General features: G+C 51.4%; 22 protein-coding genes and 5 tRNA genes. 19 read left to right on the top strand and 8 right to left on the bottom strand.

Annotated elements, in window-relative coordinates:
- Positions 1 to 1,024 precede the first annotated feature (1,024 nt).
- From cydA to pnuC, 18 genes are all read left to right on the top strand, one after another.
- Positions 1,025 to 2,593: a cytochrome ubiquinol oxidase subunit I gene (cydA, locus tag OGY83_RS09280; RefSeq protein ID WP_003022965.1), complete on the top strand. Its 1,569-nt coding sequence runs from the start codon at positions 1,025 to 1,027 to the stop codon at positions 2,591 to 2,593.
- A 15-nt stretch (positions 2,594 to 2,608) separates the two neighbouring features.
- Entirely contained in the window at positions 2,609 to 3,748 is a 1,140-nt protein-coding gene (cydB, locus tag OGY83_RS09275) for a cytochrome d ubiquinol oxidase subunit II (protein WP_003831431.1), read from the top strand.
- A 14-nt stretch (positions 3,749 to 3,762) separates the two neighbouring features.
- Complete coding sequence (gene cydX, locus OGY83_RS09270) at positions 3,763 to 3,876, top strand: cytochrome bd-I oxidase subunit CydX (RefSeq protein ID WP_003022970.1); 114 nt, start codon at positions 3,763 to 3,765, stop codon at positions 3,874 to 3,876.
- Positions 3,876 to 4,169, top strand: coding sequence for a cyd operon protein YbgE (gene ybgE / locus OGY83_RS09265; RefSeq protein ID WP_003831434.1), 294 nt, complete (start codon positions 3,876 to 3,878; stop codon positions 4,167 to 4,169). The genes cydX and ybgE overlap by 1 nt, the downstream gene beginning before the upstream one ends.
- Before the next feature lie 275 nt (positions 4,170 to 4,444).
- Positions 4,445 to 4,849, top strand: a complete 405-nt coding sequence (gene ybgC, locus OGY83_RS09260) for a tol-pal system-associated acyl-CoA thioesterase (RefSeq protein WP_003831439.1) — start codon at positions 4,445 to 4,447, stop codon at positions 4,847 to 4,849.
- The gene (gene tolQ, locus OGY83_RS09255) at positions 4,846 to 5,538 is read left to right on the top strand and encodes a Tol-Pal system protein TolQ (RefSeq protein ID WP_003022976.1); all 693 of its coding nucleotides are present in this window, start codon (positions 4,846 to 4,848) and stop codon (positions 5,536 to 5,538) included. The genes ybgC and tolQ overlap by 4 nt, the downstream gene beginning before the upstream one ends.
- 3 nt (positions 5,539 to 5,541) lie before the next feature.
- Positions 5,542 to 5,970 carry a colicin uptake protein TolR gene (gene tolR, locus OGY83_RS09250; RefSeq protein ID WP_003022978.1) on the top strand — a complete coding sequence of 143 codons (429 nt, stop codon included), beginning with the start codon at positions 5,542 to 5,544 and terminating at the stop codon, positions 5,968 to 5,970.
- A 64-nt stretch (positions 5,971 to 6,034) separates the two neighbouring features.
- On the top strand, positions 6,035 to 7,291 hold the full coding sequence (tolA, locus tag OGY83_RS09245) for a cell envelope integrity protein TolA (RefSeq protein ID WP_286635743.1): 1,257 nt from the start codon (positions 6,035 to 6,037) through the stop codon (positions 7,289 to 7,291).
- A gap of 128 nt (positions 7,292 to 7,419) precedes the next feature.
- Positions 7,420 to 8,712 (top strand): Tol-Pal system beta propeller repeat protein TolB, encoded by a 1,293-nt coding sequence (gene tolB, locus OGY83_RS09240; RefSeq protein WP_003022981.1) that lies wholly within the window; start codon positions 7,420 to 7,422, stop codon positions 8,710 to 8,712.
- Between the two features lie 34 nt (positions 8,713 to 8,746).
- On the top strand, positions 8,747 to 9,265 hold the full coding sequence (gene pal, locus OGY83_RS09235) for a peptidoglycan-associated lipoprotein Pal (RefSeq protein ID WP_003022983.1): 519 nt from the start codon (positions 8,747 to 8,749) through the stop codon (positions 9,263 to 9,265).
- Positions 9,266 to 9,274: 9 nt separating this feature from the next.
- A complete protein-coding gene (gene cpoB / locus OGY83_RS09230) occupies positions 9,275 to 10,066 on the top strand; it encodes a cell division protein CpoB (RefSeq protein WP_003831441.1) in 792 nt (263 codons plus the stop codon).
- A gap of 165 nt (positions 10,067 to 10,231) precedes the next feature.
- Positions 10,232 to 10,307: transfer RNA gene (locus OGY83_RS09225), tRNA-Lys, on the top strand.
- Between the two features lie 26 nt (positions 10,308 to 10,333).
- A tRNA-Val gene (locus tag OGY83_RS09220) sits at positions 10,334 to 10,409 on the top strand.
- Positions 10,410 to 10,412: 3 nt separating this feature from the next.
- Positions 10,413 to 10,488, top strand: a tRNA-Lys gene (locus tag OGY83_RS09215).
- Between the two features lie 45 nt (positions 10,489 to 10,533).
- Positions 10,534 to 10,609, top strand: a tRNA-Lys gene (locus OGY83_RS09210).
- A gap of 32 nt (positions 10,610 to 10,641) precedes the next feature.
- Positions 10,642 to 10,717: transfer RNA gene (locus OGY83_RS09205), tRNA-Lys, on the top strand.
- Between the two features lie 383 nt (positions 10,718 to 11,100).
- Complete coding sequence (gene nadA, locus OGY83_RS09200) at positions 11,101 to 12,144, top strand: quinolinate synthase NadA (RefSeq protein WP_286635742.1); 1,044 nt, start codon at positions 11,101 to 11,103, stop codon at positions 12,142 to 12,144.
- Positions 12,145 to 12,171: 27 nt separating this feature from the next.
- Positions 12,172 to 12,891, top strand: a complete 720-nt coding sequence (pnuC, locus tag OGY83_RS09195) for a nicotinamide riboside transporter PnuC (protein ID WP_008784161.1) — start codon at positions 12,172 to 12,174, stop codon at positions 12,889 to 12,891.
- On the opposite strand, the gene zitB is transcribed toward pnuC, so the two are convergent.
- Entirely contained in the window at positions 12,888 to 13,829 is a 942-nt protein-coding gene (zitB, locus tag OGY83_RS09190) for a CDF family zinc transporter ZitB (RefSeq protein WP_191233916.1), read from the bottom strand. The two genes, pnuC and zitB, sit on opposite strands and share 4 nt — an antisense overlap.
- A gap of 113 nt (positions 13,830 to 13,942) precedes the next feature.
- Positions 13,943 to 14,317 carry a YbgS-like family protein gene (locus OGY83_RS09185; RefSeq protein ID WP_079936883.1) on the bottom strand — a complete coding sequence of 125 codons (375 nt, stop codon included), beginning with the start codon at positions 14,315 to 14,317 and terminating at the stop codon, positions 13,943 to 13,945.
- Positions 14,318 to 14,634: 317 nt separating this feature from the next.
- Between OGY83_RS09185 and aroG the strand changes: the two genes are divergently transcribed.
- On the top strand, positions 14,635 to 15,687 hold the full coding sequence (gene aroG / locus OGY83_RS09180) for a 3-deoxy-7-phosphoheptulonate synthase AroG (protein ID WP_079936882.1): 1,053 nt from the start codon (positions 14,635 to 14,637) through the stop codon (positions 15,685 to 15,687).
- 112 nt (positions 15,688 to 15,799) lie between these two features.
- Here the strand turns inward: aroG and gpmA are convergent, their stop codons facing one another.
- The 6 genes from gpmA to modF form a co-directional block, all read right to left on the bottom strand.
- Positions 15,800 to 16,552 carry a 2,3-diphosphoglycerate-dependent phosphoglycerate mutase gene (gene gpmA, locus OGY83_RS09175; protein WP_003022999.1) on the bottom strand — a complete coding sequence of 251 codons (753 nt, stop codon included), beginning with the start codon at positions 16,550 to 16,552 and terminating at the stop codon, positions 15,800 to 15,802.
- Positions 16,553 to 16,784: 232 nt separating this feature from the next.
- Positions 16,785 to 17,825, bottom strand: coding sequence for a galactose-1-epimerase (gene galM / locus OGY83_RS09170; protein ID WP_286635741.1), 1,041 nt, complete (start codon positions 17,823 to 17,825; stop codon positions 16,785 to 16,787).
- Positions 17,819 to 18,967 (bottom strand): galactokinase, encoded by a 1,149-nt coding sequence (galK, locus tag OGY83_RS09165; RefSeq protein WP_286635740.1) that lies wholly within the window; start codon positions 18,965 to 18,967, stop codon positions 17,819 to 17,821. The genes galM and galK overlap by 7 nt, the downstream gene beginning before the upstream one ends.
- A 3-nt stretch (positions 18,968 to 18,970) precedes the next feature.
- On the bottom strand, positions 18,971 to 20,017 hold the full coding sequence (gene galT, locus OGY83_RS09160) for a galactose-1-phosphate uridylyltransferase (protein ID WP_047412540.1): 1,047 nt from the start codon (positions 20,015 to 20,017) through the stop codon (positions 18,971 to 18,973).
- A gap of 9 nt (positions 20,018 to 20,026) precedes the next feature.
- On the bottom strand, positions 20,027 to 21,043 hold the full coding sequence (galE, locus tag OGY83_RS09155; protein WP_286635739.1) for a UDP-glucose 4-epimerase GalE: 1,017 nt from the start codon (positions 21,041 to 21,043) through the stop codon (positions 20,027 to 20,029).
- Between the two features lie 217 nt (positions 21,044 to 21,260).
- The gene (gene modF, locus OGY83_RS09150; protein WP_194211037.1) at positions 21,261 to 22,733 is read right to left on the bottom strand and encodes a molybdate ABC transporter ATP-binding protein ModF; all 1,473 of its coding nucleotides are present in this window, start codon (positions 22,731 to 22,733) and stop codon (positions 21,261 to 21,263) included.
- Positions 22,734 to 22,755: the final 22 nt, after the last annotated feature.

The raw sequence follows: 22,755 nt of genomic DNA, 5'->3' as shown, positions 1-22,755 counted from the left end.
TGTGATGGGTTGGATTTTCTTAGCCGGATTTAATTTATTAGGGAATTGGGTAATAAATGACTTGCCATGTTTGTGATCGAAATCTTATTTTGTTATGCGCGCCATTTATGACGTGTTTTAAATAATTTCAAAAATCCCGATTACTAATTAACTTGTGAACGGCATAACGGTTTTTTGTTTTTTAATCTTATATGTCATAATTCATTTTTGTTAAATTTAGGATAAAAATGATAATGAAATGTTTGTGGCATATTTAATCTTTGCCACATAAGAGAAAATGGACGTTAAAGATAACTTTCAGTGATGATTTAAGCGAAACGTCAGCGTTCTCTTGCAGAACACCAAACGCAATGCATCGGTCAATGTGGAACGTTTTCGCTTCCAGCTGAGATAGTTACATCTCGGTGTTAATTATAAGTAAAATTTAATTGAATAAATTGTATGAAATAACAAGCCCATGACTTGCTAAACAAAAAACTGTGAGCTACCCAGCATTAATGATTCTTTATCTGCTATCAATTTTGTCAGCCGGGCTGGTTAAAAGATCGTGTACATTTAAATAAATATCCTATCATTTGTAGTAACGGCAATTACTCATTGAAAAACATGTTGTTAACATCATGTTCACTAGTGGTGTGAGTGCTAAACACTATTAACATTAAATTTGAAAATTGATTTAAATCAATGTTTAAAACTTGGAAAACAGTATCAAAAGAGGTTAAATTGCTTCAGATCAAATTGGTCTGAAAGTGGTAAATTAGCTATAAATTGATCACTATCGAAAAATGCAAATTTGTCTCGATAAAAACCTGTTTATTGTAAGGATTTTACGGCGTAATATAATTGCGGGATCAATTTGAGTGTTTTATTAACATGTTTGTAACCTTTCATCATTGTCCTTTCTTCAAATGAGAGGAAAGGGCAGCGGCGGAAGGAAGCAGATAAATTTGTATTGGGGCATGCGTGTGACCCTTTCTAACGGGGTTCACTCTCGGAGTCTTCATGCGATGAGCAAGGAGTCATGATGTTAGATATAGTCGAACTGTCGCGCTTACAGTTTGCCTTGACCGCGATGTACCACTTCCTGTTTGTGCCACTGACGCTCGGTATGGCGTTCTTGCTGGCCATCATGGAAACGGTCTACGTCCTTTCCGGCAAACAGATTTATAAAGATATGACCAAGTTCTGGGGCAAGTTGTTTGGTATCAACTTCGCTCTGGGTGTGGCTACCGGTCTGACCATGGAGTTCCAGTTCGGGACTAACTGGTCTTACTACTCCCACTATGTAGGGGATATTTTCGGTGCGCCGCTGGCGATCGAAGGTTTGATGGCCTTCTTCCTCGAATCCACCTTTGTAGGTCTGTTCTTCTTCGGCTGGGACCGTTTGGGTAAAGTCCAGCATATGTGTGTCACCTGGCTGGTGGCCCTGGGTTCTAACCTGTCCGCATTGTGGATTCTGGTTGCGAACGGCTGGATGCAGAACCCAATCGCAGCGGATTTCAACTTCGAAACCATGCGTATGGAGATGCTGAGCTTCTCTGAACTGGTGCTCAACCCGGTAGCACAGGTGAAATTTGTTCACACTGTGGCATCTGGTTATGTATGCGGCGCGATGTTCGTTCTGGGTATCAGCTCCTACTATATGCTGCGCGGTCGTGACTTCGCGTTTGCTAAACGTTCTTTTGCAATCGCTGCCAGCTTTGGTATGGCTGCTATTCTGTCTGTTATCGTTCTGGGTGATGAATCTGGTTACGAAATGGGCGACGTGCAGAAAACCAAACTCGCTGCGATTGAAGCAGAATGGGAAACTCAGCCTGCTCCGGCTTCCTTCACGCTGTTCGGTATTCCGGACCAGGACGCGCAGGAAAACCATTTTGCGATTCAAATTCCTTATGCGCTGGGCATCATTGCCACCCGCTCTGTTGATACACCGGTCATTGGTCTGAAAGACCTGATGGTGCAGCACGAAGAGCGCATCCGTAACGGGATGAAAGCGTATCAGTTGCTGGAAGAACTGCGTGCTGGTACTACCGACCAGGCCGTTCGCGACCAGTTCAACAGCATGAAGAAAGACCTGGGTTATGGTCTGCTGCTAAAACGCTATACGGATAACGTCACCGACGCGACCGAAGCGCAAATTCAGCAGGCAACGAAAGATTCTATCCCTCGCGTTGCGCCGCTGTACTTCGCTTTCCGTATCATGGTGGCATGCGGCATTCTGATGCTGGCAATTATCGCGGTGTCCTTCTGGACTGTGCTTCGTAACCGTATCGGTGAGAAAAAATGGCTGCTGCGCACCGCGCTGTATGCGATTCCTCTGCCGTGGATTGCTATTGAATCCGGTTGGTTTGTCGCAGAGTACGGTCGTCAACCGTGGGCGATTGGTGAAGTGTTACCAACAGCTGTAGCGAACTCTTCGCTGACTGCTGGCGACCTCATCTTCTCGATGCTGTTGATTTGCGGCCTGTATACCCTGTTCCTGGTGGCTGAACTGTATCTGATGTTCAAGTTCGCACGCCTTGGGCCGAGTAGCCTGAAAACCGGTCGTTATCACTACGAGCAGTCCACTGTGACTTCTCAGCCGGCACGCTAAGACAGGAGTCGTCAAATGATCGATTATGAAGTATTGCGTTTTATCTGGTGGCTGCTGGTTGGCATTCTGCTGATTGGTTTCGCGGTCACTGATGGCTTCGACATGGGGGTGGGCATGCTCACCCGTTTCCTCGGTCGTAATGATACCGAGCGTCGAATTATGATTAACTCCATCGCCCCGCACTGGGACGGTAACCAGGTTTGGCTCATCACCGCGGGTGGCGCACTGTTCGCTGCCTGGCCGATGGTGTATGCCGCTGCGTTCTCCGGTTTCTATGTGGCGATGATTCTGGTTCTGGCGTCCTTGTTCTTCCGTCCGGTCGGTTTTGACTACCGCTCTAAGATTGAAGACATGCGCTGGCGCAACATGTGGGACTGGGGCATCTTCATTGGTAGCTTCGTGCCACCGCTGGTGATTGGCGTGGCGTTCGGCAACCTGCTGCAAGGGGTTCCGTTCCACGTAGATGACTATATGCGTTTGTACTACACCGGTAACTTCTTCCAGTTGCTGAATCCGTTTGGTCTGCTGGCAGGTGTTGTGAGCGTTGGGATGATCATCACCCAGGGTGCGACCTATCTGCAGATGCGTACGGTAGGTGAACTGCATCTGCGTGCTCGTGCTACTTCACAGGTTGCGGCGCTGGTGACTCTGGTCTGCTTCGCGCTGGCCGGTGTGTGGGTGATTTACGGTATTGACGGTTATGTTGTGACCTCAGCACTGGATCATCATGCTGCCTCTAACCCGCTGACCAAAGAAGTGGCTCGTGTGGCTGGCGCATGGATGGTGAACTTTAACAATGCACCTATCCTGTGGCTGGTTCCTGCACTGGGCGTGGTTCTGCCGCTGTTGACCATCCTGACTTCTCGTATGGAGAAAGGGGCATGGGCGTTCGTCTTCTCTTCACTGACGTTAGCCTGCATCATCCTGACTGCCGGTATCGCAATGTTCCCGTTTGTGATGCCATCCAGCACCATGATGAACGCAAGTTTGACCATGTGGGATGCTACCTCCAGCCAGCGTACATTGAATCTGATGACCTGGGTCGCGGCGGTATTTGTACCGATCATTCTGCTGTACACCAGCTGGTGTTACTGGAAGATGTTTGGTCGCATCACTAAAGAAGATATTGAAAGCAACACCCACTCTCTGTACTAAGTAAGGAGCTTAAAATGTGGTATTTCGCATGGATTTTGGGAACGCTTCTTGCCTGTGCATTTGGGATAATCACAGCGCTGGCGCTTGAGCACGTTGAATCAGGCAAAGCCGGGCAAGAAGATAGCTAATGACCAACATTATCGCGATGGTATACAACGCGATGGACAAGCGCCCCTTGCGGGCGCTTTCATTTGTGCTGGCAATCGTGTTGGCTGGCTGCATATTCTGGGATCCGTCGCGTTTCGCGGCCAAAACCAGTGAGCTTGAAATCTGGCATGGTTTCCTGCTGATGTGGGCGGTCTGCGCAGGCATCATTCACGGCGTTGGCTTTCGTCCTCGCGCCGTACATTGGCAAGGCATCTTCTGCCCGCTGATCGCGGATATTGTCCTCGTTGTTGGTCTGATTTTCTTCTTCTTTTGAATAAGAAACATCCTTAAATATTTATGGGCTTGCATAAGCCCATAAATTTTTACTCTCCGTTTACTTTCCCCCATTCCAAAGCACCATTCCCGCGCGTATAGTAGCGAAGTTTGAAAGCACTAACCTTTTGTTGCATTACCGGGATGTAAAGTGAACACAGCGCGATATACAACGACATTCTTGATGCATCGCGGCGGCAAGAACGCGAGTCACCAGGCGCTTACCAGGGTAAGCAACTGGTGTGAGTGGGCGAAGCCAACAAAGAGGCAGTAAGAATGAATAAGTATATGTTTCGATGGCCGGTTCGTGTCTACTATGAAGATACCGATGCCGGTGGGGTGGTTTACCACGCCAGCTACGTCGCTTTTTATGAAAGAGCACGCACAGAGATGCTGCGTCATCATCATTTCAGTCAGCAGGTACTGTTGGCCGAACGCGTAGCCTTTGTGGTACGCAAGATGACCCTCGAGTATTTTGCGCCTGCCCGGCTCGACGATATGCTCGAAGTTCAAACCGAAATTACGTCAATGCGTGGCACCTCATTGGTTTTCACGCAACGCATTGTCAACGCAGAGAACACCGTGCTGAATGAAGCCGAAGTTCTGATTGTTTGCGTTGATCCACTCAAAATGAAGCCTCGTGCGCTTCCCAAGTCTATTGTCGCGGAGTTTAAGCAGTGACTGACATGAATATCCTTGATTTGTTCCTGAAGGCAAGCCTTCTGGTTAAACTTATCATGTTGATTTTGATTGGTTTCTCAATCGCATCCTGGGCCATCATCATCCAACGGACCCGTATTCTTAATGCTGCTTCACGTGAAGCTGAAGCATTTGAAGACAAGTTCTGGTCCGGCATTGAATTGTCGCGCCTGTACCAGGAAAGCCAGGGGCGTCGTGATAATTTGGCGGGCTCGGAGCAAATTTTCTACAGCGGATTCAAAGAGTTTGCGCGGTTGCATCGGGCAAATAGCCACGCGCCGGAAGCGGTTGTTGAGGGGGCTTCCCGTGCGATGCGTATCTCGATGAACCGTGAACTGGAAACGCTGGAAACGCATATTCCATTCCTCGGCACCGTTGGCTCCATCAGCCCGTATATCGGTCTGTTCGGTACCGTTTGGGGGATCATGCACGCATTTATCGCGCTGGGTGCGGTAAAACAGGCGACGCTGCAAATGGTCGCACCAGGTATCGCAGAAGCGTTGATTGCAACGGCTATCGGTCTGTTTGCGGCAATCCCGGCGGTTATGGCCTACAACCGTCTGAACCAGCGCGTGAACAAACTGGAACTGAATTACGACAACTTTATGGAAGAGTTCACCGCGATTCTGCACCGCCAGGCGTTTACCGTTAGCGAGAGCAACAAGGGGTAAGCCATGGCCAGAACGCGTGGACGAGGTCGTCGCGAACTCAAGTCCGAAATCAATATTGTACCGCTGCTCGACGTACTGTTGGTGCTGTTGCTGATCTTTATGGCAACCGCGCCGATCATTACACAGAGTGTGGAAGTCGACCTGCCGGATGCGACCGAATCGCAAGCCGTCAGCAGTAACGACGAACCCCCGGTCATTATTGAAGTTTCCGGTATTGGGCAATACAGCGTGGTGGTTGAGAAAGATCGTATGGATCAACTGCCGCCGGAGCAGGTTATCGCGGAAGCGAAAAGTCGCCTGCAGACCAATCCGAAAACGGTCTTTTTAATCGGTGGTGCGAAAGACGTGCCTTATGATGAAATAATTAAAGCGCTGAACTTGTTACACAGTGCAGGCGTAAAATCGGTTGGCTTGATGACGCAGCCAATCTGATGACTGCGTTTTGCTGGCTTGAAAGATAGCGCGTAACAGGCGAACAGTTTTTTGGGAACCGAGAGTGTCAAAGGCAACCGAACAAAACGACAAGCTCAAAAGGGCGATAATTATTTCAGCGGTGCTGCATGTCATTTTATTTGCAGTGCTGATCTGGAGTTCGTTCGATGAGCACATTGATGCTTCAGCCGGCGGCGGTGGCGGTTCGTCTATTGACGCCGTCATGGTCGATCCTGGCGCCGTTGTGCAACAGTACGACAGGCAGCAGCAACAGCAGGCAAGTGCGAAACGTGCTGAAGAGCAGCGTGAAAAGCAGGCGCAGCAGCAAGCTGAGGAACTTCGCGAGAAGCAGGCAGCTGAGCAGGAGCGACTGAAGCAGCTGGAAAAAGAACGTTTAGCCGCACAGGAAAAAGTGCGTGAACAGGCGGAACAGCAGAAGCAAGCTGAAGCCGCCGCCGCGAAAGCGCAAGAGCAACAGAAACAGGCTGAAGAAGCTGCGGCGAAGGCTGCTGCAGACGCGAAGGCTAAAGCCGATGCTCAGGCTAAGCAAGCGGCAGATGCCGCGAAGAAAGCCGCTGCGGACGCACAGAAAAAGGCTGAGGCTGAAGCCGCTAAAGCCGCCGCTGATGCGAAGAAAGCTGCAGAAGCACAAGCTGCTAAGGCAGCCGCGGATGCTGCGAAGAAAGCACAGGCTGAGGCCGCTAAGCAAGCTGCAGCCGAGAAAGCTGCTGCTGAGAAAGCAGAAAAAGCCGCTGCCGCGAAAGCTGCCGCTGCTGAAAAAGCGGCGGCTGATAAGAAAGCCGCTGCAGAAAAAGCAGCAGCAGACAAAAAAGCTGCAGCCGAGAAAGCCGCTGCCGATAAGAAAGCTGCGGCAGATAAAGCAGCTGCTGCTAAAAAGGCTGCGGCCGAAAAAGCCGCTGCAGCCTCTGGCGTTGACGACTTGTTGGGTGACCTGAGCTCCGGTAAGAATGCACCGAAATCGGGCGGTGGAGCGAAAGGAAACGGCCAACCGGCGAAAGATAGTGGTACAAGTGGTGCCAATGGTGGTGCTTCTGGCGCGGATATCAGTGCTTACGCATCTCAAATTCGTAATGCGATCCAGAGCCGTCTGTATGGTGCAGATTTGTATGCCGGTAAATCTTGCGTATTACATATCAAGTTAGCACCCGATGGTCTGTTACTGGATGTGACCGAAGAGGGCGGGGATCCGGCATTGTGTCAGGCTGCGCTGACGGCTGCGAAAACCGCCAGAATTCCTAAACCGCCTAGCCAGGCAGTTTATGAAAAAGTAAAAGATGCCAAACTGGACTTCAAACTGTAATAACGACCCCTGAGAAATCAGGGGAAACGGTCTAAGGTTGAGACAGAGTTCTGGTAGTTTTGTGTATTTGAGTTTGTTAACATTCTGCTAAATTATCGTGGGCTTTCCGTCCAGATAAGGGAGATATGATGAAGCAGGCATTACGAGTAGCATTTGGTTTTTTGATGCTGTGGGCAGCGGTGCTGCACGCAGAAGTACGTATCGAGATCACCCAGGGGGTGGACTCGGCGCGCCCGATTGGTGTTGTCCCCTTCCAGTGGGCAGGCCCGGGTGCTGCACCTGAAGATATCGGTGGTATCGTAGGTGCTGACCTGCGTAACAGCGGTAAATTTAACCCGTTAGACCGTTCTCGTCTGCCTCAGCAGCCCGGTACCGCGCAGGAAGTTCAACCTGCCGCTTGGTCTGCGCTGGGCATTGATGCCGTAGTCGTCGGCCAGGTTACGCCGAACCCGGATGGTTCTTACAGCGTTGCCTATCAGCTGGTTGACACCGGTGGCGCGCCGGGTACCGTACTGGCACAGAACACCTATAAAGTGAACAAGCAGTGGCTGCGTTACGCGGGCCATACTGCAAGTGACGAAGTGTTTGAAAAACTGACGGGCATTAAAGGTGCATTCCGTACCCGTATCGCTTATGTTGTTCAGACCAACGGTGGTCAGTTCCCGTACGAATTACGTGTGTCCGACTACGATGGTTACAACCAGTTCGTGGTTCACCGTTCTCCGCAGCCGCTGATGTCTCCGGCGTGGTCCCCGGACGGTTCAAAACTGGCGTACGTTACCTTCGAAAGCGGTCGTTCTGCACTGGTTATTCAGACACTGTCTAACGGCGCGGTTCGTCAGGTAGCCTCGTTCCCACGTCACAACGGTGCACCTGCGTTTTCTCCGGATGGCAGCAAACTGGCGTTTGCCCTGTCTAAAACCGGTAGCCTGAACCTGTATGTTATGGACATTGGTTCCGGTCAAATCCGTCAGGTGACGGATGGTCGTAGCAACAACACGGAACCGACCTGGTTCCCGGACAGCCAAAACCTGGCCTTTACGTCTGACCAGGCCGGTCGTCCGCAGGTATATAAAGTTAACGTCAACGGCGGTGCTCCGCAGCGCATTACATGGGAAGGTTCGCAAAACCAGGATGCAGATGTGAGCAGCGACGGTAAGTTTATGGTAATGGTAAGCTCGGCCAATGGTCAGCAGCACATTGCCAAACAAGATCTGGTAGCGGGTGGCGTACAAGTTCTGTCGTCAACGTTCCTGGACGAAACGCCAAGTCTGGCACCTAACGGCACTATGGTAATCTACAGCTCTTCTCAGGGGATGGGATCCGTGCTGAATTTGGTTTCTACAGATGGGCGTTTCAAAGCGCGTCTTCCGGCAACTGATGGACAGGTTAAATTCCCTGCCTGGTCGCCGTATCTGTGATAATAAATAATTGATTAATAAAGGAATCATTGAAATGCAACTGAACAAAGTGCTGAAAGGGCTGATGATTGCTCTGCCTGTTATGGCTATTGCAGCGTGTTCTTCTAACAAGAACGCCAGCAATGACGGCAGCGAAGGCATGCTGGGTGCCGGCACTGGTATGGATGCAAACGGCAGCGGCAACATGTCTTCTGAAGAGCAAGCGCGTCTTCAGATGCAACAGCTGCAGCAGAACAACATCGTTTACTTCGATCTGGACAAGTACGATATCCGTTCTGACTTCGCTGCAATGCTGGATGCTCACGCTAACTTCCTGCGTAGCAACCCGTCTTACAAAGTCACCGTAGAAGGTCATGCGGACGAACGTGGTACTCCTGAGTACAACATCTCCCTGGGTGAGCGTCGTGCGAACGCCGTTAAGATGTACCTGCAGGGTAAAGGCGTTTCTGCTGACCAGATCTCCATCGTTTCTTACGGTAAAGAAAAACCTGCAGTACTGGGTCATGACGAAGCGGCTTACGCCAAAAACCGTCGCGCCGTACTGGTTTACTAAGAGAATTGCATGAGCAGTAACTTCAGACATCATCTGTTGAGTCTGTCGTTACTGGTTGGCATAGCGGCCCCCTGGGCCGCTTTTGCACAGGCGCCAATCAGTAGTGTCGGCTCTGGCTCGGTCGAAGACCGTGTCACTCAACTCGAGCGTATTTCTAACGCTCACAGTCAGCTTTTAACCCAACTCCAGCAACAACTCTCCGATAATCAGTCCGATATTGATTCCCTGCGCGGTCAAATTCAGGAAAATCAGTATCAGCTGAATCAGGTTGTTGAGCGTCAGAAGCAGATATTGCTGCAGATGAATAATCTGGGCAGCGGTAGTGCACCTGCGGCGCAATCTGCGGGAGGCGATCAGAGTGGGGCAGCAGCAACCCCTGCGCCTGATGCGGGTGCAGCGGCAGCGTCAGGCGCTCCGGTGCAAACAGGCGATGCGAATACCGATTACAATGCGGCCATTGCTCTGGTGCAGGATAAATCCCGCCAGGATGACGCGATCGAAGCATTTCAGAACTTCATCAAAAAGTACCCAGACTCGACTTACCTGCCAAATGCGAATTACTGGCTGGGTCAGTTGAATTACAACAAGGGGAAAAAAGATGATGCAGCGTTCTATTTTGCTTCAGTAGTCAAAAACTTCCCGAAATCACCAAAGGCTGCAGACGCGATGTATAAAGTCGGTGTCATCATGCAGGACAAAGGTGATAAAGAGAAAGCTAAAGCCGTTTATCAGCAGGTTATCACTAAATACCCTGGCACTGATGGCGCGAAACAAGCGCAAAAACGCCTTGGCGCGATGTAATGAACACCATGCGACCAGAAATCGTGTTAATTCTGGTCGCGTCGTGTGATTCCTAAGCAGTTGAGTTATTTACATCGAAATTTTTGTTGCGCTAAAATCTGAAATCAGTAATATATGCCGCCGTTGCCAAGGGATATCAAACAGCCCGAAAGCGGCGAAAAAAGTGGGGCGTTAGCTCAGTTGGTAGAGCAGTTGACTTTTAATCAATTGGTCGCAGGTTCGAATCCTGCACGCCCCACCACTTAATGCAGTATCCAGCGTAGTATCGGGTGATTAGCTCAGCTGGGAGAGCACCTCCCTTACAAGGAGGGGGTCGGCGGTTCGATCCCGTCATCACCCACCACTCGGGGCGTTAGCTCAGTTGGTAGAGCAGTTGACTTTTAATCAATTGGTCGCAGGTTCGAATCCTGCACGCCCCACCAATTTATTGGTGGTACCGAGTAAAAATTTTCAGGTTATACCCGAGCGGGTCGTTAGCTCAGTTGGTAGAGCAGTTGACTTTTAATCAATTGGTCGCAGGTTCGAATCCTGCACGACCCACCATCCTGAAAGTATAAAGAAGTAAACCCCATAAGGGGGCGTTAGCTCAGTTGGTAGAGCAGTTGACTTTTAATCAATTGGTCGCAGGTTCGAATCCTGCACGCCCCACCAAATTTAACATCGAACTCAGATGTTGAAAGTGAAGGATAACGTTGCTTTAGCAACGGCCCGTAAGGGCGAGACGAAGTCGAGTCATCCTGCACGCCCCACCAGTGTAAAAAGGCGCCCTAAAGGCGCCTTTTTGCTATGCGCAGAATTCAGCGATTCGAACCTGCTTGCCTGATGCGTTTCGCTTATCAGTCCTACAGACGACACTATTCACGTAGGCCGGATAAGACGTCAGTCGCCATCCGGCATTCATCACACGCAATTATTGTGACTTTCTTACGCCAATCCGCTATCTTGTTTAGCATATAAAACAAATCTAACCGAATGCGGCGTGCGTCACGCTTTTAATCGGTTATTTCGTTAAGCCAGTAAAACGAGAAAGCAAGATGAGCGTGATGTTTGATCCAGAAGCAGCAATTTATCCGTTTCCGCCGAAGCCAGCCCCGCTGAGTGTGGATGAAAAGCAATTTTATCGTGAAAAAATCAAGCGCCTGCTGAAAGAGCGTGACGCCGTTATGGTCGCACACTATTACACCGACCCAGAAATTCAGCAGTTGGCCGAAGAGACCGGTGGTTGTATTTCTGATTCTCTTGAGATGGCGCGGTTCGGCTCAAAGCATCCCGCATCTACGCTGTTGGTTGCTGGCGTGAGGTTTATGGGGGAAACCGCCAAAATCCTCAGCCCGGAAAAGACCATCCTGATGCCGACCCTACAGGCGGAATGCTCATTAGATCTGGGCTGTCCGATTGATGCGTTCAGCGCGTTTTGCGATGCGCACCCGGAGCGTACCGTGGTGGTTTACGCCAATACCTCAGCCGCCGTTAAAGCACGTGCGGACTGGGTCGTCACGTCCAGTATCGCGGTAGAACTTATTGAGCACCTTGATAGTTTAGGTGAAAAAATCATCTGGGCTCCGGACAGACATCTGGGCAACTACGTACAAAAACAGACCGGTGCAGACGTTCTTTGTTGGCAGGGGGCCTGTATCGTCCACGACGAATTTAAAACTCAGGCTTTAACACGCATGAAGGGGCTTTACCCTGATGCCGCGGTGTTGGTGCACCCGGAGTCCCCTCAGTCTATCGTTGATATGGCTGATGCGGTTGGCTCAACCAGCCAGTTAATCAACGCAGCTAAATCGTTACCGCATCAACAGCTGATTGTGGCGACTGACCGGGGCATTTTTTACAAAATGCAGCAGGCCGTTCCGGATAAAGAATTGCTTGAAGCGCCGACGGCTGGTGAGGGGGCAACCTGCCGCAGCTGTGCGCATTGTCCGTGGATGGCGATGAACGGCCTCAAGGCGATTGCTGAGGGCCTGGAACAAGGCGGAGCGGCTCATGAGATACATGTTGATGCTGCGCTGCGAGAAGGGGCGTTGTTGCCGTTAAACCGCATGTTGGAATTTGCGGCTACACTTCGAGCTTAATTAATATTTTTGGCTCTGGGGGAAAAGATGGACTTTTTTAGCACGCAGAACATTCTGGTACATATTCCGATTGGCGCTGGCGGTTACGATCTGTCGTGGATCGAAGCTGTGGGGACGATCGCCGGGTTGCTATGTATTGGCCTGGCGAGCCTTGAGAAAATCAGCAATTACTTCTTCGGCCTGATAAACGTCACGCTGTTTGCGATTATCTTCTTTCAGATCCAGCTCTATGCAAGCCTGTTGCTGCAAGTTTTCTTCTTTGCCGCCAACATCTACGGCTGGTATGCCTGGTCCAGGCAAACCAACCAGCATGAAGCGGAGCTGAAAATCCGCTGGCTGCCGTTACCAAAAGCGATCGGCTGGTTGGCGGCTTGCGTGGTGGCGATCGGCTTGATGTCGGTCTATATCGATCCAGTCTTTGCGTTCCTGACCCGCATCGCGGTGAACATTATGCAGGCATTAGGATTACAGGTTGTTGTGCCTGAGTTGCAACCCGATGCCTTCCCGTTCTGGGACTCCTGCATGATGGTGTTGTCGATTGCGGCGATGATCCTGATGACGCGTAAGTACGTTGAAAACTGGCTGCTGTGGGTGATCATTAACGTAATAAGCGTAGTGATTTTCGCCCTGCAAGGCGTATATGCTATGTCGCTGGAGTATATGATCCTGACGGTTATCGCCCTGAACGGTAGCAGGATGTGGATTAACAGCGCGCGTGAGCGGGGTTCCCACGCACTGTCCCATTAATGGTGATGATGTGAATGGCCGGATACGCCCTGGTACAGGTGGCAGTCCGGCCCATTACACGGCTGATACTCCATCTGGATCGTTGCATGTTCAATCTGGTAGTGATGGATAAGGAAGTGCTGAATACGCTCCAGCAGGGCATCATGATCGTGCGGTGGAATCACCTGTACATGCAGCGTCATTACCGGTTTTTCACCCACCATCCAGACATGGACATGGTGCACATTGCGGACTTCGGGGATATCCCGGCTGAGATGACGCTGCAGTGCGGCGATATCCAGCGTTAGCGGGGCGCCTTCCAGTAATTCATTAACGCTATCTTTTAACAGTCGCCAGGCGCTACGCAGTACCAGCACGGAAACCAGAATCGAGAGTATCGGGTCCGCAGGTGTCCAACCGGTCCAGATAATAATCAGCGCAGCGATGATCGCCCCGACTGAACCGAGTAAATCGCCCATCACATGCAGTGCCGCGGCGCGGACGTTCAGGTTTTTCTCTTCACTGCCGCGGTGTAGAACCCAAAAAGCCAGCACGTTGGCGAATAAACCCGCGACAGCTATAACCATCATCATGCCGCCAGCCACGGGGCGGGGCGTATGGAAGCGCTCAATGGCTTCCCAGACGATTAAAATGGTGATCACGACCAATGCGATAGCATTAACAAATGCGGCCAGTGTCGTGAGTCTCAGCCAGCCGAAGGTATGTCGTATTGTGGGCGGGCGATGGGAAAACCGGACGGCCAGCAGCGCAAAAAGGAGCGCTGCGGCATCAGTGAGCATATGCCCGGCATCGGCCAACAAGGCCAGTGAACCTGAAAGTATTCCACCCACCACTTCAACCAACATAAATCCGGCTGTAATGCAGAATGCAAACATCAAGCGGCGGGCATTATTGTCCTTGGGTTGCTCAGAGGAAGTATGAGTATGCGAGTGCGCCATTATGCCATCCCTTTGTTATTCTCATCTTTACTGTATGCCATCATACCGTTTTTGGGATGATAAAATTAAAAAGGAGAGCTATTGCTCTCCCGTTATTAGCTTTATTTTCAGCGTTACTGCGTAGTGCCATCAGTTTTTGTCTCGACATCATTATTAATGCCGTTTCCGGTTTCAACCTTCTTATTCACATCAGGGCAACGACCGTCTTTACACATGGTGTTTTTGTGCATCTCATCTTTGGTCATCCCTTCATGGTTCATTGATGAACCGTTCGGGTGCAGCATTGTGCCACCTGAATTCACGTTACTGTTGTCGACATTATTTGGGGCTACGTTTTCGCGTGCGTCTGGGGCGACCTGACCGGCATCCGCCGAGGAATTTGCCTGGCCGTTATTGGACTGCGTGTTGGTTTCAGCTGCCAGCGCCGCGCCGCTGGCGAGGCTGAGTGTAGCGGTAAGAAAGAGTGAAGCCAGCTTTGTCATATGCATAATATGCTCCTGTTATGGTCGATATGTCGGATAACGTCTTCCAACAGTGCATGTGCCAGTTACATCATCAATATGTGGTTAATAGTTTTGCCAGAGAAATTAAACCCAGCATAGAATCTTGAAATTTATGAAAATTAAAGCTGTTACAGTTATAAATTGTAGGTTGGATCTCGTTTTTCGCTACTTTATTGCGTTTTTTTGGCCAATTCCAGGATTAATCCGTCCAAAGTGTAAAACCCCGTTTACACTTTATGACTGAAGATATAGATTGGAGGGATTGCATTCATTTATATAAGTATGGCAACGCTGGAATAATCATGAATTATCAGAACGACGATTTACGCATTAAAGAGATCAACGAGTTATTACCGCCAGTCGCATTGTTGGAAAAATTCCCCGCTACTGAAAATGCCGCAAACACGGTGGCTCATGCCCGTAAAGCGATCCATAAAATCCTGAAAGGGAGTGACGATCGCCTGCTGGTAGTGATTGGGCCGTGCTCAATTCATGATCCGGCAGCAGCCAAAGAGTATGCTGCTCGCCTGCTGGCGCTGCGTGAAGAATTAAAAGGCGAGCTTGAAATCGTCATGCGCGTCTATTTTGAAAAACCGCGAACCACCGTCGGCTGGAAAGGGCTTATCAACGATCCGCATATGGACAACAGCTTCCAGATCAACGATGGGCTGCGCATTGCGCGTAAACTGCTGCTGGATATCAATGACAGCGGATTGCCTGCTGCGGGTGAATTCCTCGATATGATCACCCCGCAATACCTCGCCGATCTGATGAGCTGGGGCGCGATTGGGGCACGTACCACTGAATCTCAGGTGCACCGTGAGTTGGCGTCTGGTCTGTCCTGCCCGGTTGGCTTTAAAAACGGTACTGATGGCACGATAAAAGTAGCGATTGATGCGATTAACGCCGCAGGAGCGCCGCACTGCTTCCTGTCTGTGACCAAATGGGGTCATTCGGCGATCGTAAATACTAGTGGTAATGGCGATTGCCATATTATTCTGCGCGGCGGCAAAGAGCCGAACTACAGCGCTCAGCACGTTGCTGATGTGAAAGAAGGTCTGATCAAAGCAGGGCTTTCAGCTCAGGTGATGATCGACTTTAGCCATGCCAACTCCAGCAAGCAGTTCAAAAAGCAGATGGATGTCGCGAAAGATGTTTGCGGACAAGTTGCTGGGGGCGAAAAAGCAATTATTGGCGTGATGATCGAAAGCCATCTGGTAGAAGGTAATCAGAACCCGGATAACGGTGAGCCGCTGACCTACGGTAAGAGCATCACCGACGCCTGCATTGGCTGGGAAGATACCGATGCAGTGTTGCGCCAGCTGGCGGATGCGGTAAAAGCGCGCCGCGGTTAAAAAACGCATCCGGGCGGCTACGCTTGGTAAGCCGGATAAGGCAACGCCGCTATCCGGCAATAAAAAAAGCGTGGAGCATTCCACGCTTTTTTCGTTTGACCCGGGATGAAAATTATTTCGCTTTACCCTGGTTCGCAACGGCTGCCGCTTTTGCTGCGATCTCGTCAGCGTTACCCAGATAGTAGTGTTTGATCGGTTTGAAGTTTTCGTCGAACTCATATACCAGCGGTACGCCGGTCGGGATGTTCAGTTCAAGGATCTCATCTTCGCCCATGTTATCCAGGTATTTAACCAGCGCACGCAGAGAGTTACCGTGAGCGGCGATAATCACGCGCTCACCGCTTTTCATGCGCGGCAGAATGGTTTCGTTCCAGTAGGGGATAACGCGATCGATGGTCAGCGCCAGGCTTTCGGTAACCGGTAACTCTTTGTCGGTCAGTTTCGCATAACGCGGATCGTGACCCGGATAACGCTCGTCATCTTTGGTCAGTTCCGGTGGCGTTACCGCAAAGCCGCGGCGCCATTGTTTAACCTGCTCGTCACCGTATTTTTCAGCGGTTTCAGCTTTATTCAGACCCTGCAGCGCGCCGTAATGACGTTCGTTCAGTTTCCAGGATTTTTCAACCGGCAGCCAGGCCTGATCCAGTTCGTCCAGTACGTTCCACAGAGTGTGGATGGCACGTTTCAGCACAGAGGTATAAGCAAAATCGAAGCTGTAGCCTTCTTCTTTCAGCAGTTTACCTGCTGCTTTTGCTTCGCCCACGCCTTTCTCTGACAGATCAACGTCATACCAACCGGTAAAACGGTTTTCGTTGTTCCACTGACTTTCACCGTGACGTACCAGAACCAGCTTAGTTACAGCCATACACTCACTCCTATAAATCATATTGAATGATAATAATTCTCATTATATTGCCGTAAAGCGTCAGCGGCAATGCTTACGCATAACCATAGCGAAAATAGCGCCACAGTGTAAGGTTCTTGTGAATTCAAGGTTGCGATTTTGTCTTTGAGTGGTGGGGATTTGAGCGGAACGACTGCGGTAAACAAGTGACAGGCCCGACAAGTTATGTCATCGGGCCTGTAAGGGGGAACGATCAGGCAGGAATAAACTGATATTCCGTTACGCTGGCATATTCTTCACCCGGAAGCAGGATGCAATCCGGTTGCGGCCATTCCGGATGGTTCGGGCTGTCTGGCAGAAACTCACTTTCCAGTGCCAGACCTTGCCAGTCTTCGTAGGCATCAGGCCCGCGAGATGGCGTACCGCCGAGGAAGTTGCCGGAGTAAAACTGCAATGCCGGGGCCGAGGTGTAGACCACCATCTGCAGTTTTTCATCCTGGGACCACAGTCGAGCGACTGGCGTACGCGCATTGCCCTGTGCCTGAAGCAGGAAGGCGTGATCGTAACCTTTTACCTTGCGCTGATCGTCATCGGCAAGAAATTCACTGCTGATGATTTTAGGCGTGCGGAAATCGAAAGTGCTACCAGCGACGGATTTCAGTCCGTCATGTGGGATGCCCATTTCATCAACCGGCAAGTACTCGTCCGCCAGAATTTGCAGCTTATGTTGACGCACATCCGTTTTGTCAGCGTCGAGGTTAAAATAAACGTGATTCGTCAGATTCACCGGACAGGGCTTATCGACCGTGGCGCGGTAGGTTATCGAAATACGATTATCGTCAGTCAGGCGATACTGTGCGGTGGCGCATAGATGGCCAGGGAAACCCTGGTCGCCATCGTCAGATGTTAAGGCGAACAGTACCTGACGGTCATTCTGATTGACTATCTGCCAGCGGCGTTTGTCGAAACCGTCCGGCCCGCCGTGCAACTGGTTTTCACCCTGACTTGGTATTAATTCAACGGTTTCGCCGGCAAAGGTATAGCGGCTGTTGGCGATACGGTTAGCGTAGCGACCAATCGAAGCCCCCAGAAATGCAGCCTGCTCCGGGTATTGTTCCGGACTGGCGCATCCGAGTAATGCTTCGCGCACGCTGCCATCGCTAAGCGGAATACGTGCAGAGAGCAGCGTCGCGCCCCAGTCCATGAGCGTGACGACCATCCCTGCGTCATTACGCAGGGTGAGCAGGCGAAACGGCTGACCGTCCGGAGCCTGCACAGGGATTTCGTTTAACATTGTCCTGCTCCTTGTGAAGGTTTGCAGACATAGAATGTTTCTTTGATACCTGTTTTCGCTTCGTATTGTTCTGCGACGGCCTGCTGTACGGCAGGTACCAAATCTTGCGGGATCAGCGCCACGATGCAGCCGCCGAAACCGCCACCGGTCATACGGACACCACCTTTATCGCCGATGGTTGCTTTGACAATTTCGACCAGCGTATCAATTTGCGGCACGGTGATTTCAAAGTCATCGCGCATTGAGGCGTGAGATTCCGCCATCAGCTGGCCCATGCGCAGCAGATCGCCTTTTTCCAGTGCCTGCGCGGCTTCAACGGTACGTGCATTTTCCGTGATAACGTGGCGAACGCGTTTGGCGACGATCGGATCCAGTTCGTGGGCGACAGCGTTGAAGGCTTCAAGGCTGACATCACGCAGCGCTGGCTGCTGGAAGAAACGCACGCCGGTTTCACACTGTTCGCGACGGGTGTTGTATTCGCTACCGACCAGCGTGCGTTTAAAGTTACTGTTGATGATCACCACCGCGACACCCTCAGGCATAGAAACGGCTTTGGTGCCAAGCGTTCGGCAGTCGATCAGCAGCGCATGATCTTTCTTACCAAGTGCCGAGATCAGTTGATCCATAATGCCGCAGTTACAACCGACAAACTGGTTTTCAGCTTCCTGGCCATTCAGGGCAATCTGCGCGCCGTCGAGCGGCAGATGATAGAGCTGCTGGAATACCGTTCCAACTGCGACTTCCAGTGAGGCAGAAGAGCTTAAGCCCGCACCCTGCGGGACGTTACCGCTGATCACCAGATCAGCACCGCCAAAGGCGTTATTGCGCTTTTGCAGATGTTTTACCACGCCACGTACGTAGTTTGACCACTGCTGGCTGTCGTGGGCGATAATCGGCGTATCAAGCGAGAACTCATCAATCTGATTGTCGTAATCCGCGGCGATCACGCGGACTTTTCGATCGTCGCGAGCCGCACAGCTAATAACGGTTTGATAGTCGATGGCGCAAGGCAGAACGAAGCCGTCATTATAATCGGTATGTTCGCCAATCAGGTTTACACGGCCCGGTGCCTGAATAGTATGGGTGGCAGGGTAGCCAAATGTTTCTGCAAACAGAGATTGTGTTTTTTCTTTCAGACTCATTATTTAAACTCCGGATTCGCGAAAATGGATGTCGCTGACCGCACGCAGTCGTTCAGCTGCTTGTTCTGCCGTCAGGTCACGCTGGGTTTCCGCCAGCATTTCATAACCGACCATAAATTTACGCACGGTCGCGGAACGCAGCAGCGGCGGGTAAAAGTGTGCGTGCAACTGCCAGTGTTCGTTTTCTTCACCGTTAAACGGTGCGCCGTGCCAGCCCATAGAGTAGGGGAATGAGCACTGGAACAGGTTGTCGTAACGACTGGTCAGTTTTTTCAACGCCAGCGCCAGGTCAGTACGCTGTTCATCGGTCAAATCAGTAATACGCAGCACGTGCGCTTTCGGCAGCAGCAGCGTTTCGAACGGCCACGCGGCCCAGTAAGGTACAACCGCCAGCCAGTGCTCGGTTTCAACGACCGTACGGCTGCCATCCGCCAGTTCACGCTGGACGTAATCAACGAGCATCGGCGCGCCTTGTTCGGCGAAGTACGCTTTCTGCAGGCGATCTTCACGTTCGGCTTCGTTAGGCAAAAAGCTGTTGGCCCAAATTTGTCCGTGTGGGTGCGGGTTCGAGCACCCCATCGCTGCGCCTTTATTCTCAAAGACCTGCACCCAAGGGTAGGTTTTCCCTAAGTCTTCGGTCTGTTCCTGCCACGTTTTTACGATTTCTGTCAGTGCAGGGACGCTGAGTTCCGGTAGCGTTTTGCTGTGATCGGGTGAGAAGCAAATCACGCGGCTGGTACCGCGCGCGCTCTGGCAGCGCATCAACGGATCGTGACTGTCCGGCGCGTCCGGGGTATCGGACATTAGTGCCGCAAAGTCATTAGTAAAGACATAAGTCCCGGTGTAATCCGGGTTTTTATCGCCGGTAACGCGCGTATTGCCAGCGCACAGGAAGCAGTCCGGGTCATGTGCAGGCAGTACCTGTTTAGACGGAGTTTCCTGCGCCCCTTGCCACGGGCGTTTGGCGCGATGCGGTGATACGAGGATCCACTGCCCGGTGAGCGGGTTAAAACGGCGATGTGGATGATCGACAGGATTGAATTGCGTCATGATTGGTCCTTAATCCGAATATCCCTGCGGGTGGCGTGACTGCCAGTGCCAGGTGTCTTGTGCCATTTCATCCAGGGTGCGGGTCACGCGCCAGTTGAGCTCGCGATCGGCTTTGCTGGCATCTGCCCAGTAGGCCGGAAGATCGCCATCACGGCGCGGGGCGAAATGGTAATTAACTGGTTTACCGCAGGCTTTGCTGAAGGCGTTAACCACGTCCAGCACGCTGCTGCCGATGCCTGCACCGAGGTTGTAAATATGCACGCCTTGTTTGCCCGCCAGTTTTTCCATGGCGGCAACGTGGCCATCGGCGAGATCCATCACGTGGATGTAGTCGCGAACGCCGGTGCCATCTTCAGTAGGGTAGTCATTGCCAAATATGGCAAGAGACTCGCGGCGGCCAACGGCAACCTGCGCGATGTAAGGCATCAGGTTGTTTGGAATACCTTGCGGATCTTCCCCCATATCTCCCGTTGGATGAGCGCCAACCGGGTTAAAATAGCGCAGCAGGGCAATGCTCCAGTCGGGCTGGGCTTTTTGCAGATCGGTCAGGATCTGTTCCACCATCAGCTTGCTTTTGCCGTACGGACTTTGCGGCGTGCCCGTGGGGAAGCTTTCAACGTAAGGAATTTGCGGCTGATCGCCATAGACGGTCGCGGAGGAGCTGAAAATGAAGTTTTTCACGTTGGCAGCGCGCATTGCATTCACCAGACGCAGAGTTCCGTTGACGTTGTTGTCATAGTACTCCAGCGGCTTGGCAACGGATTCTCCAACGGCTTTTAAACCGGCAAAATGGATGACCGTATCAATGGCATGATCGTGCAGAATTTCGGTTATCAGCGCTTCGTTACGGATGTCTCCTTCCACGAAGGTCGGATGCTTGCCGCCTAAACGCTCAATGACGGGCAGTACGCTGCGCTTGCTGTTGCAGAGATTATCCAGGATCACCACCTCGTGACCGTTTTTCAGCAACTGCACGCAAGTGTGGCTTCCAATGTAACCGCTACCACCTGTAACCAATACTCTCATAATTCGCTCCGTTAAGCCTATGGTATGCAATAACCATAGCATAACAAAGATGCGAAAAGTGTGACACGGAATAAATTAGTGGAATCGTTTACACTCCATTGTTTTCACTCGATGCTGCTGGTTACTTTATTATAAATCATTATGTTAGGTTGCTATTTCAGCTCTTGTCTGAAAAAAAAGCACAAAAAAGGGCGTGATAAACGCCCTGGCATGAAAATTAACGCAGAGAGGTTTGCCGATAGGCGTAGATATCGCCCTCGGGTACAAACTCTAGCCGATGGGTAATGCAGGCCGGGGCATCTTCGGCGTGATGAGAGACAAACAAAAGCTGAGTTTCACCTTCACCGATCAGGACATCCACAAACTGACGGATCAGTTGACGGTTGAGCGGATCTAATCCTTGCAAGGGTTCATCGAGGATCAGCAATGTTGGATGTTTGACCAGCGCACGAACAATCAATGCCAGCCGCTGCTGCCCCCAGGAAAGACTATGAAATGGCGCATCCGCGGTACGTTTATCGATGCCCAGAATATCCAGCCACTGTTGTACCAGCTTGTGTTGCCTGTCGGAGACGGCCTGATAAATGCCGATGGAATCAAAGTAACCGGAGAGAATAACGTTGCGTACCGTTGTACTTACCCGGTAATCCAGATGCAGGCTGCTGCTGACATAGCCAATATGTTTTTTGATATCCCAGATAGTTTCACCGCTGCCCCGGCGGCGGCCAAACAGGGTCAGGTCGTTGCTATATCCCTGGGGATGATCGCCGGTGATTAAACTGAGCAGGGTTGATTTCCCCGCACCGTTGGGGCCGATGATTTGCCAGTGTTCCCCCGGATTTACCCGCCAGCTCAGATGATGCAGGATAGGGCGATCGTTATACGAGACGGTGCCGTCGTTAAGCACAATGCGCGGCTCGTTATCTGACAACGTGTGGCGCACCGAAGGCTCATCCGGTTCGGGTAACTGGATGCCTTCCAGCCGCTCGCTATGAGCAAGCTGAGCGATTAATGCCTGTTGCAGAAGGTCGGTTTTTGCGCCGGTTTCCGTCAGTGTGCAATCGGCAAGCACACCGGCAAACTGCACGAACTCGGGAATTTCATCAAAGCGATTAAGCACCAGCACCAGCGTTAAACCGGCCTGGTGCAGCTCATCGAGCAATTCTGCTAACTGGCGGCGGGACGCGACGTCCAGCCCGTCAAAGGGTTCATCAAGGATCAGCAAATCTGGCGCGGACATTAATGCCTGGCAGAGCAGAGTTTTGCGTGTTTCACCGGTGGAAAGGTATTTGAAACGCCTGTTGAGCAGGGCAGAAATGCCAAACTGCTGTGCCAGTGCAGTGCAGCGGGCGTGATCGTTGACCTCATCCTGAATGATTTCTGCGGTGGTGCGCCCGGTGTCGTCTTCACCGGGACTAAGAAGATCGGTGTTGTTTCGCTGCCACTCGTCGCTGACCAGCTTTTGGAGCTGCTCAAAGGAGAGTCGGGTAATACGCGTAAACTGACAGTGACGCTCGCCTTTCAGGAGCGGCAACTCACCCGCCAGCGCGCGGGCCAGCGCAGATTTCCCGCTGCCGTTAGAGCCAACAAACGCCCAGCTATCACCCGCGTTTAACGTCAACGCATCTAACTGGAGCGTTTTTGTGTCGCTAAGACGAAACGTGCCTTGCGAAATTTGCAACGATGACATTTTGTATCCCATTATTTGCAGC

Origin of the sequence: Citrobacter sp. Cpo090 (genome assembly GCF_030332665.1) — a bacterium.
Lineage (GTDB): Bacteria > Pseudomonadota > Gammaproteobacteria > Enterobacterales > Enterobacteriaceae > Citrobacter > Citrobacter portucalensis.
Note: the sequence above shows the minus strand (reverse complement) of the source record. Positions and strands in the feature narration are given on the sequence as shown.

Coding starts and splice junctions, on each gene's coding strand:
- galE (WP_286635739.1), bottom strand. CDS start 21,043: ATGAGAGTATTGGTTACAGGTGGTAGCGGTTACATTGGAAGCCACACT.
- zitB (WP_191233916.1), bottom strand. CDS start 13,829: ATGGCGCACTCGCATACTCATACTTCCTCTGAGCAACCCAAGGACAAT.
- ybgE (WP_003831434.1), top strand. CDS start 3,876: ATGACCAACATTATCGCGATGGTATACAACGCGATGGACAAGCGCCCC.
- tolB (WP_003022981.1), top strand. CDS start 7,420: ATGAAGCAGGCATTACGAGTAGCATTTGGTTTTTTGATGCTGTGGGCA.
- nadA (WP_286635742.1), top strand. CDS start 11,101: ATGAGCGTGATGTTTGATCCAGAAGCAGCAATTTATCCGTTTCCGCCG.
- gpmA (WP_003022999.1), bottom strand. CDS start 16,552: ATGGCTGTAACTAAGCTGGTTCTGGTACGTCACGGTGAAAGTCAGTGG.
- tolR (WP_003022978.1), top strand. CDS start 5,542: ATGGCCAGAACGCGTGGACGAGGTCGTCGCGAACTCAAGTCCGAAATC.
- ybgC (WP_003831439.1), top strand. CDS start 4,445: ATGAATAAGTATATGTTTCGATGGCCGGTTCGTGTCTACTATGAAGAT.
- pnuC (WP_008784161.1), top strand. CDS start 12,172: ATGGACTTTTTTAGCACGCAGAACATTCTGGTACATATTCCGATTGGC.
- pal (WP_003022983.1), top strand. CDS start 8,747: ATGCAACTGAACAAAGTGCTGAAAGGGCTGATGATTGCTCTGCCTGTT.
- cydA (WP_003022965.1), top strand. CDS start 1,025: ATGTTAGATATAGTCGAACTGTCGCGCTTACAGTTTGCCTTGACCGCG.
- galK (WP_286635740.1), bottom strand. CDS start 18,967: ATGAGTCTGAAAGAAAAAACACAATCTCTGTTTGCAGAAACATTTGGC.
- cpoB (WP_003831441.1), top strand. CDS start 9,275: ATGAGCAGTAACTTCAGACATCATCTGTTGAGTCTGTCGTTACTGGTT.
- aroG (WP_079936882.1), top strand. CDS start 14,635: ATGAATTATCAGAACGACGATTTACGCATTAAAGAGATCAACGAGTTA.
- OGY83_RS09185 (WP_079936883.1), bottom strand. CDS start 14,317: ATGCATATGACAAAGCTGGCTTCACTCTTTCTTACCGCTACACTCAGC.
- galT (WP_047412540.1), bottom strand. CDS start 20,017: ATGACGCAATTCAATCCTGTCGATCATCCACATCGCCGTTTTAACCCG.
- modF (WP_194211037.1), bottom strand. CDS start 22,733: ATGTCATCGTTGCAAATTTCGCAAGGCACGTTTCGTCTTAGCGACACA.
- cydB (WP_003831431.1), top strand. CDS start 2,609: ATGATCGATTATGAAGTATTGCGTTTTATCTGGTGGCTGCTGGTTGGC.
- galM (WP_286635741.1), bottom strand. CDS start 17,825: ATGTTAAACGAAATCCCTGTGCAGGCTCCGGACGGTCAGCCGTTTCGC.
- cydX (WP_003022970.1), top strand. CDS start 3,763: ATGTGGTATTTCGCATGGATTTTGGGAACGCTTCTTGCCTGTGCATTT.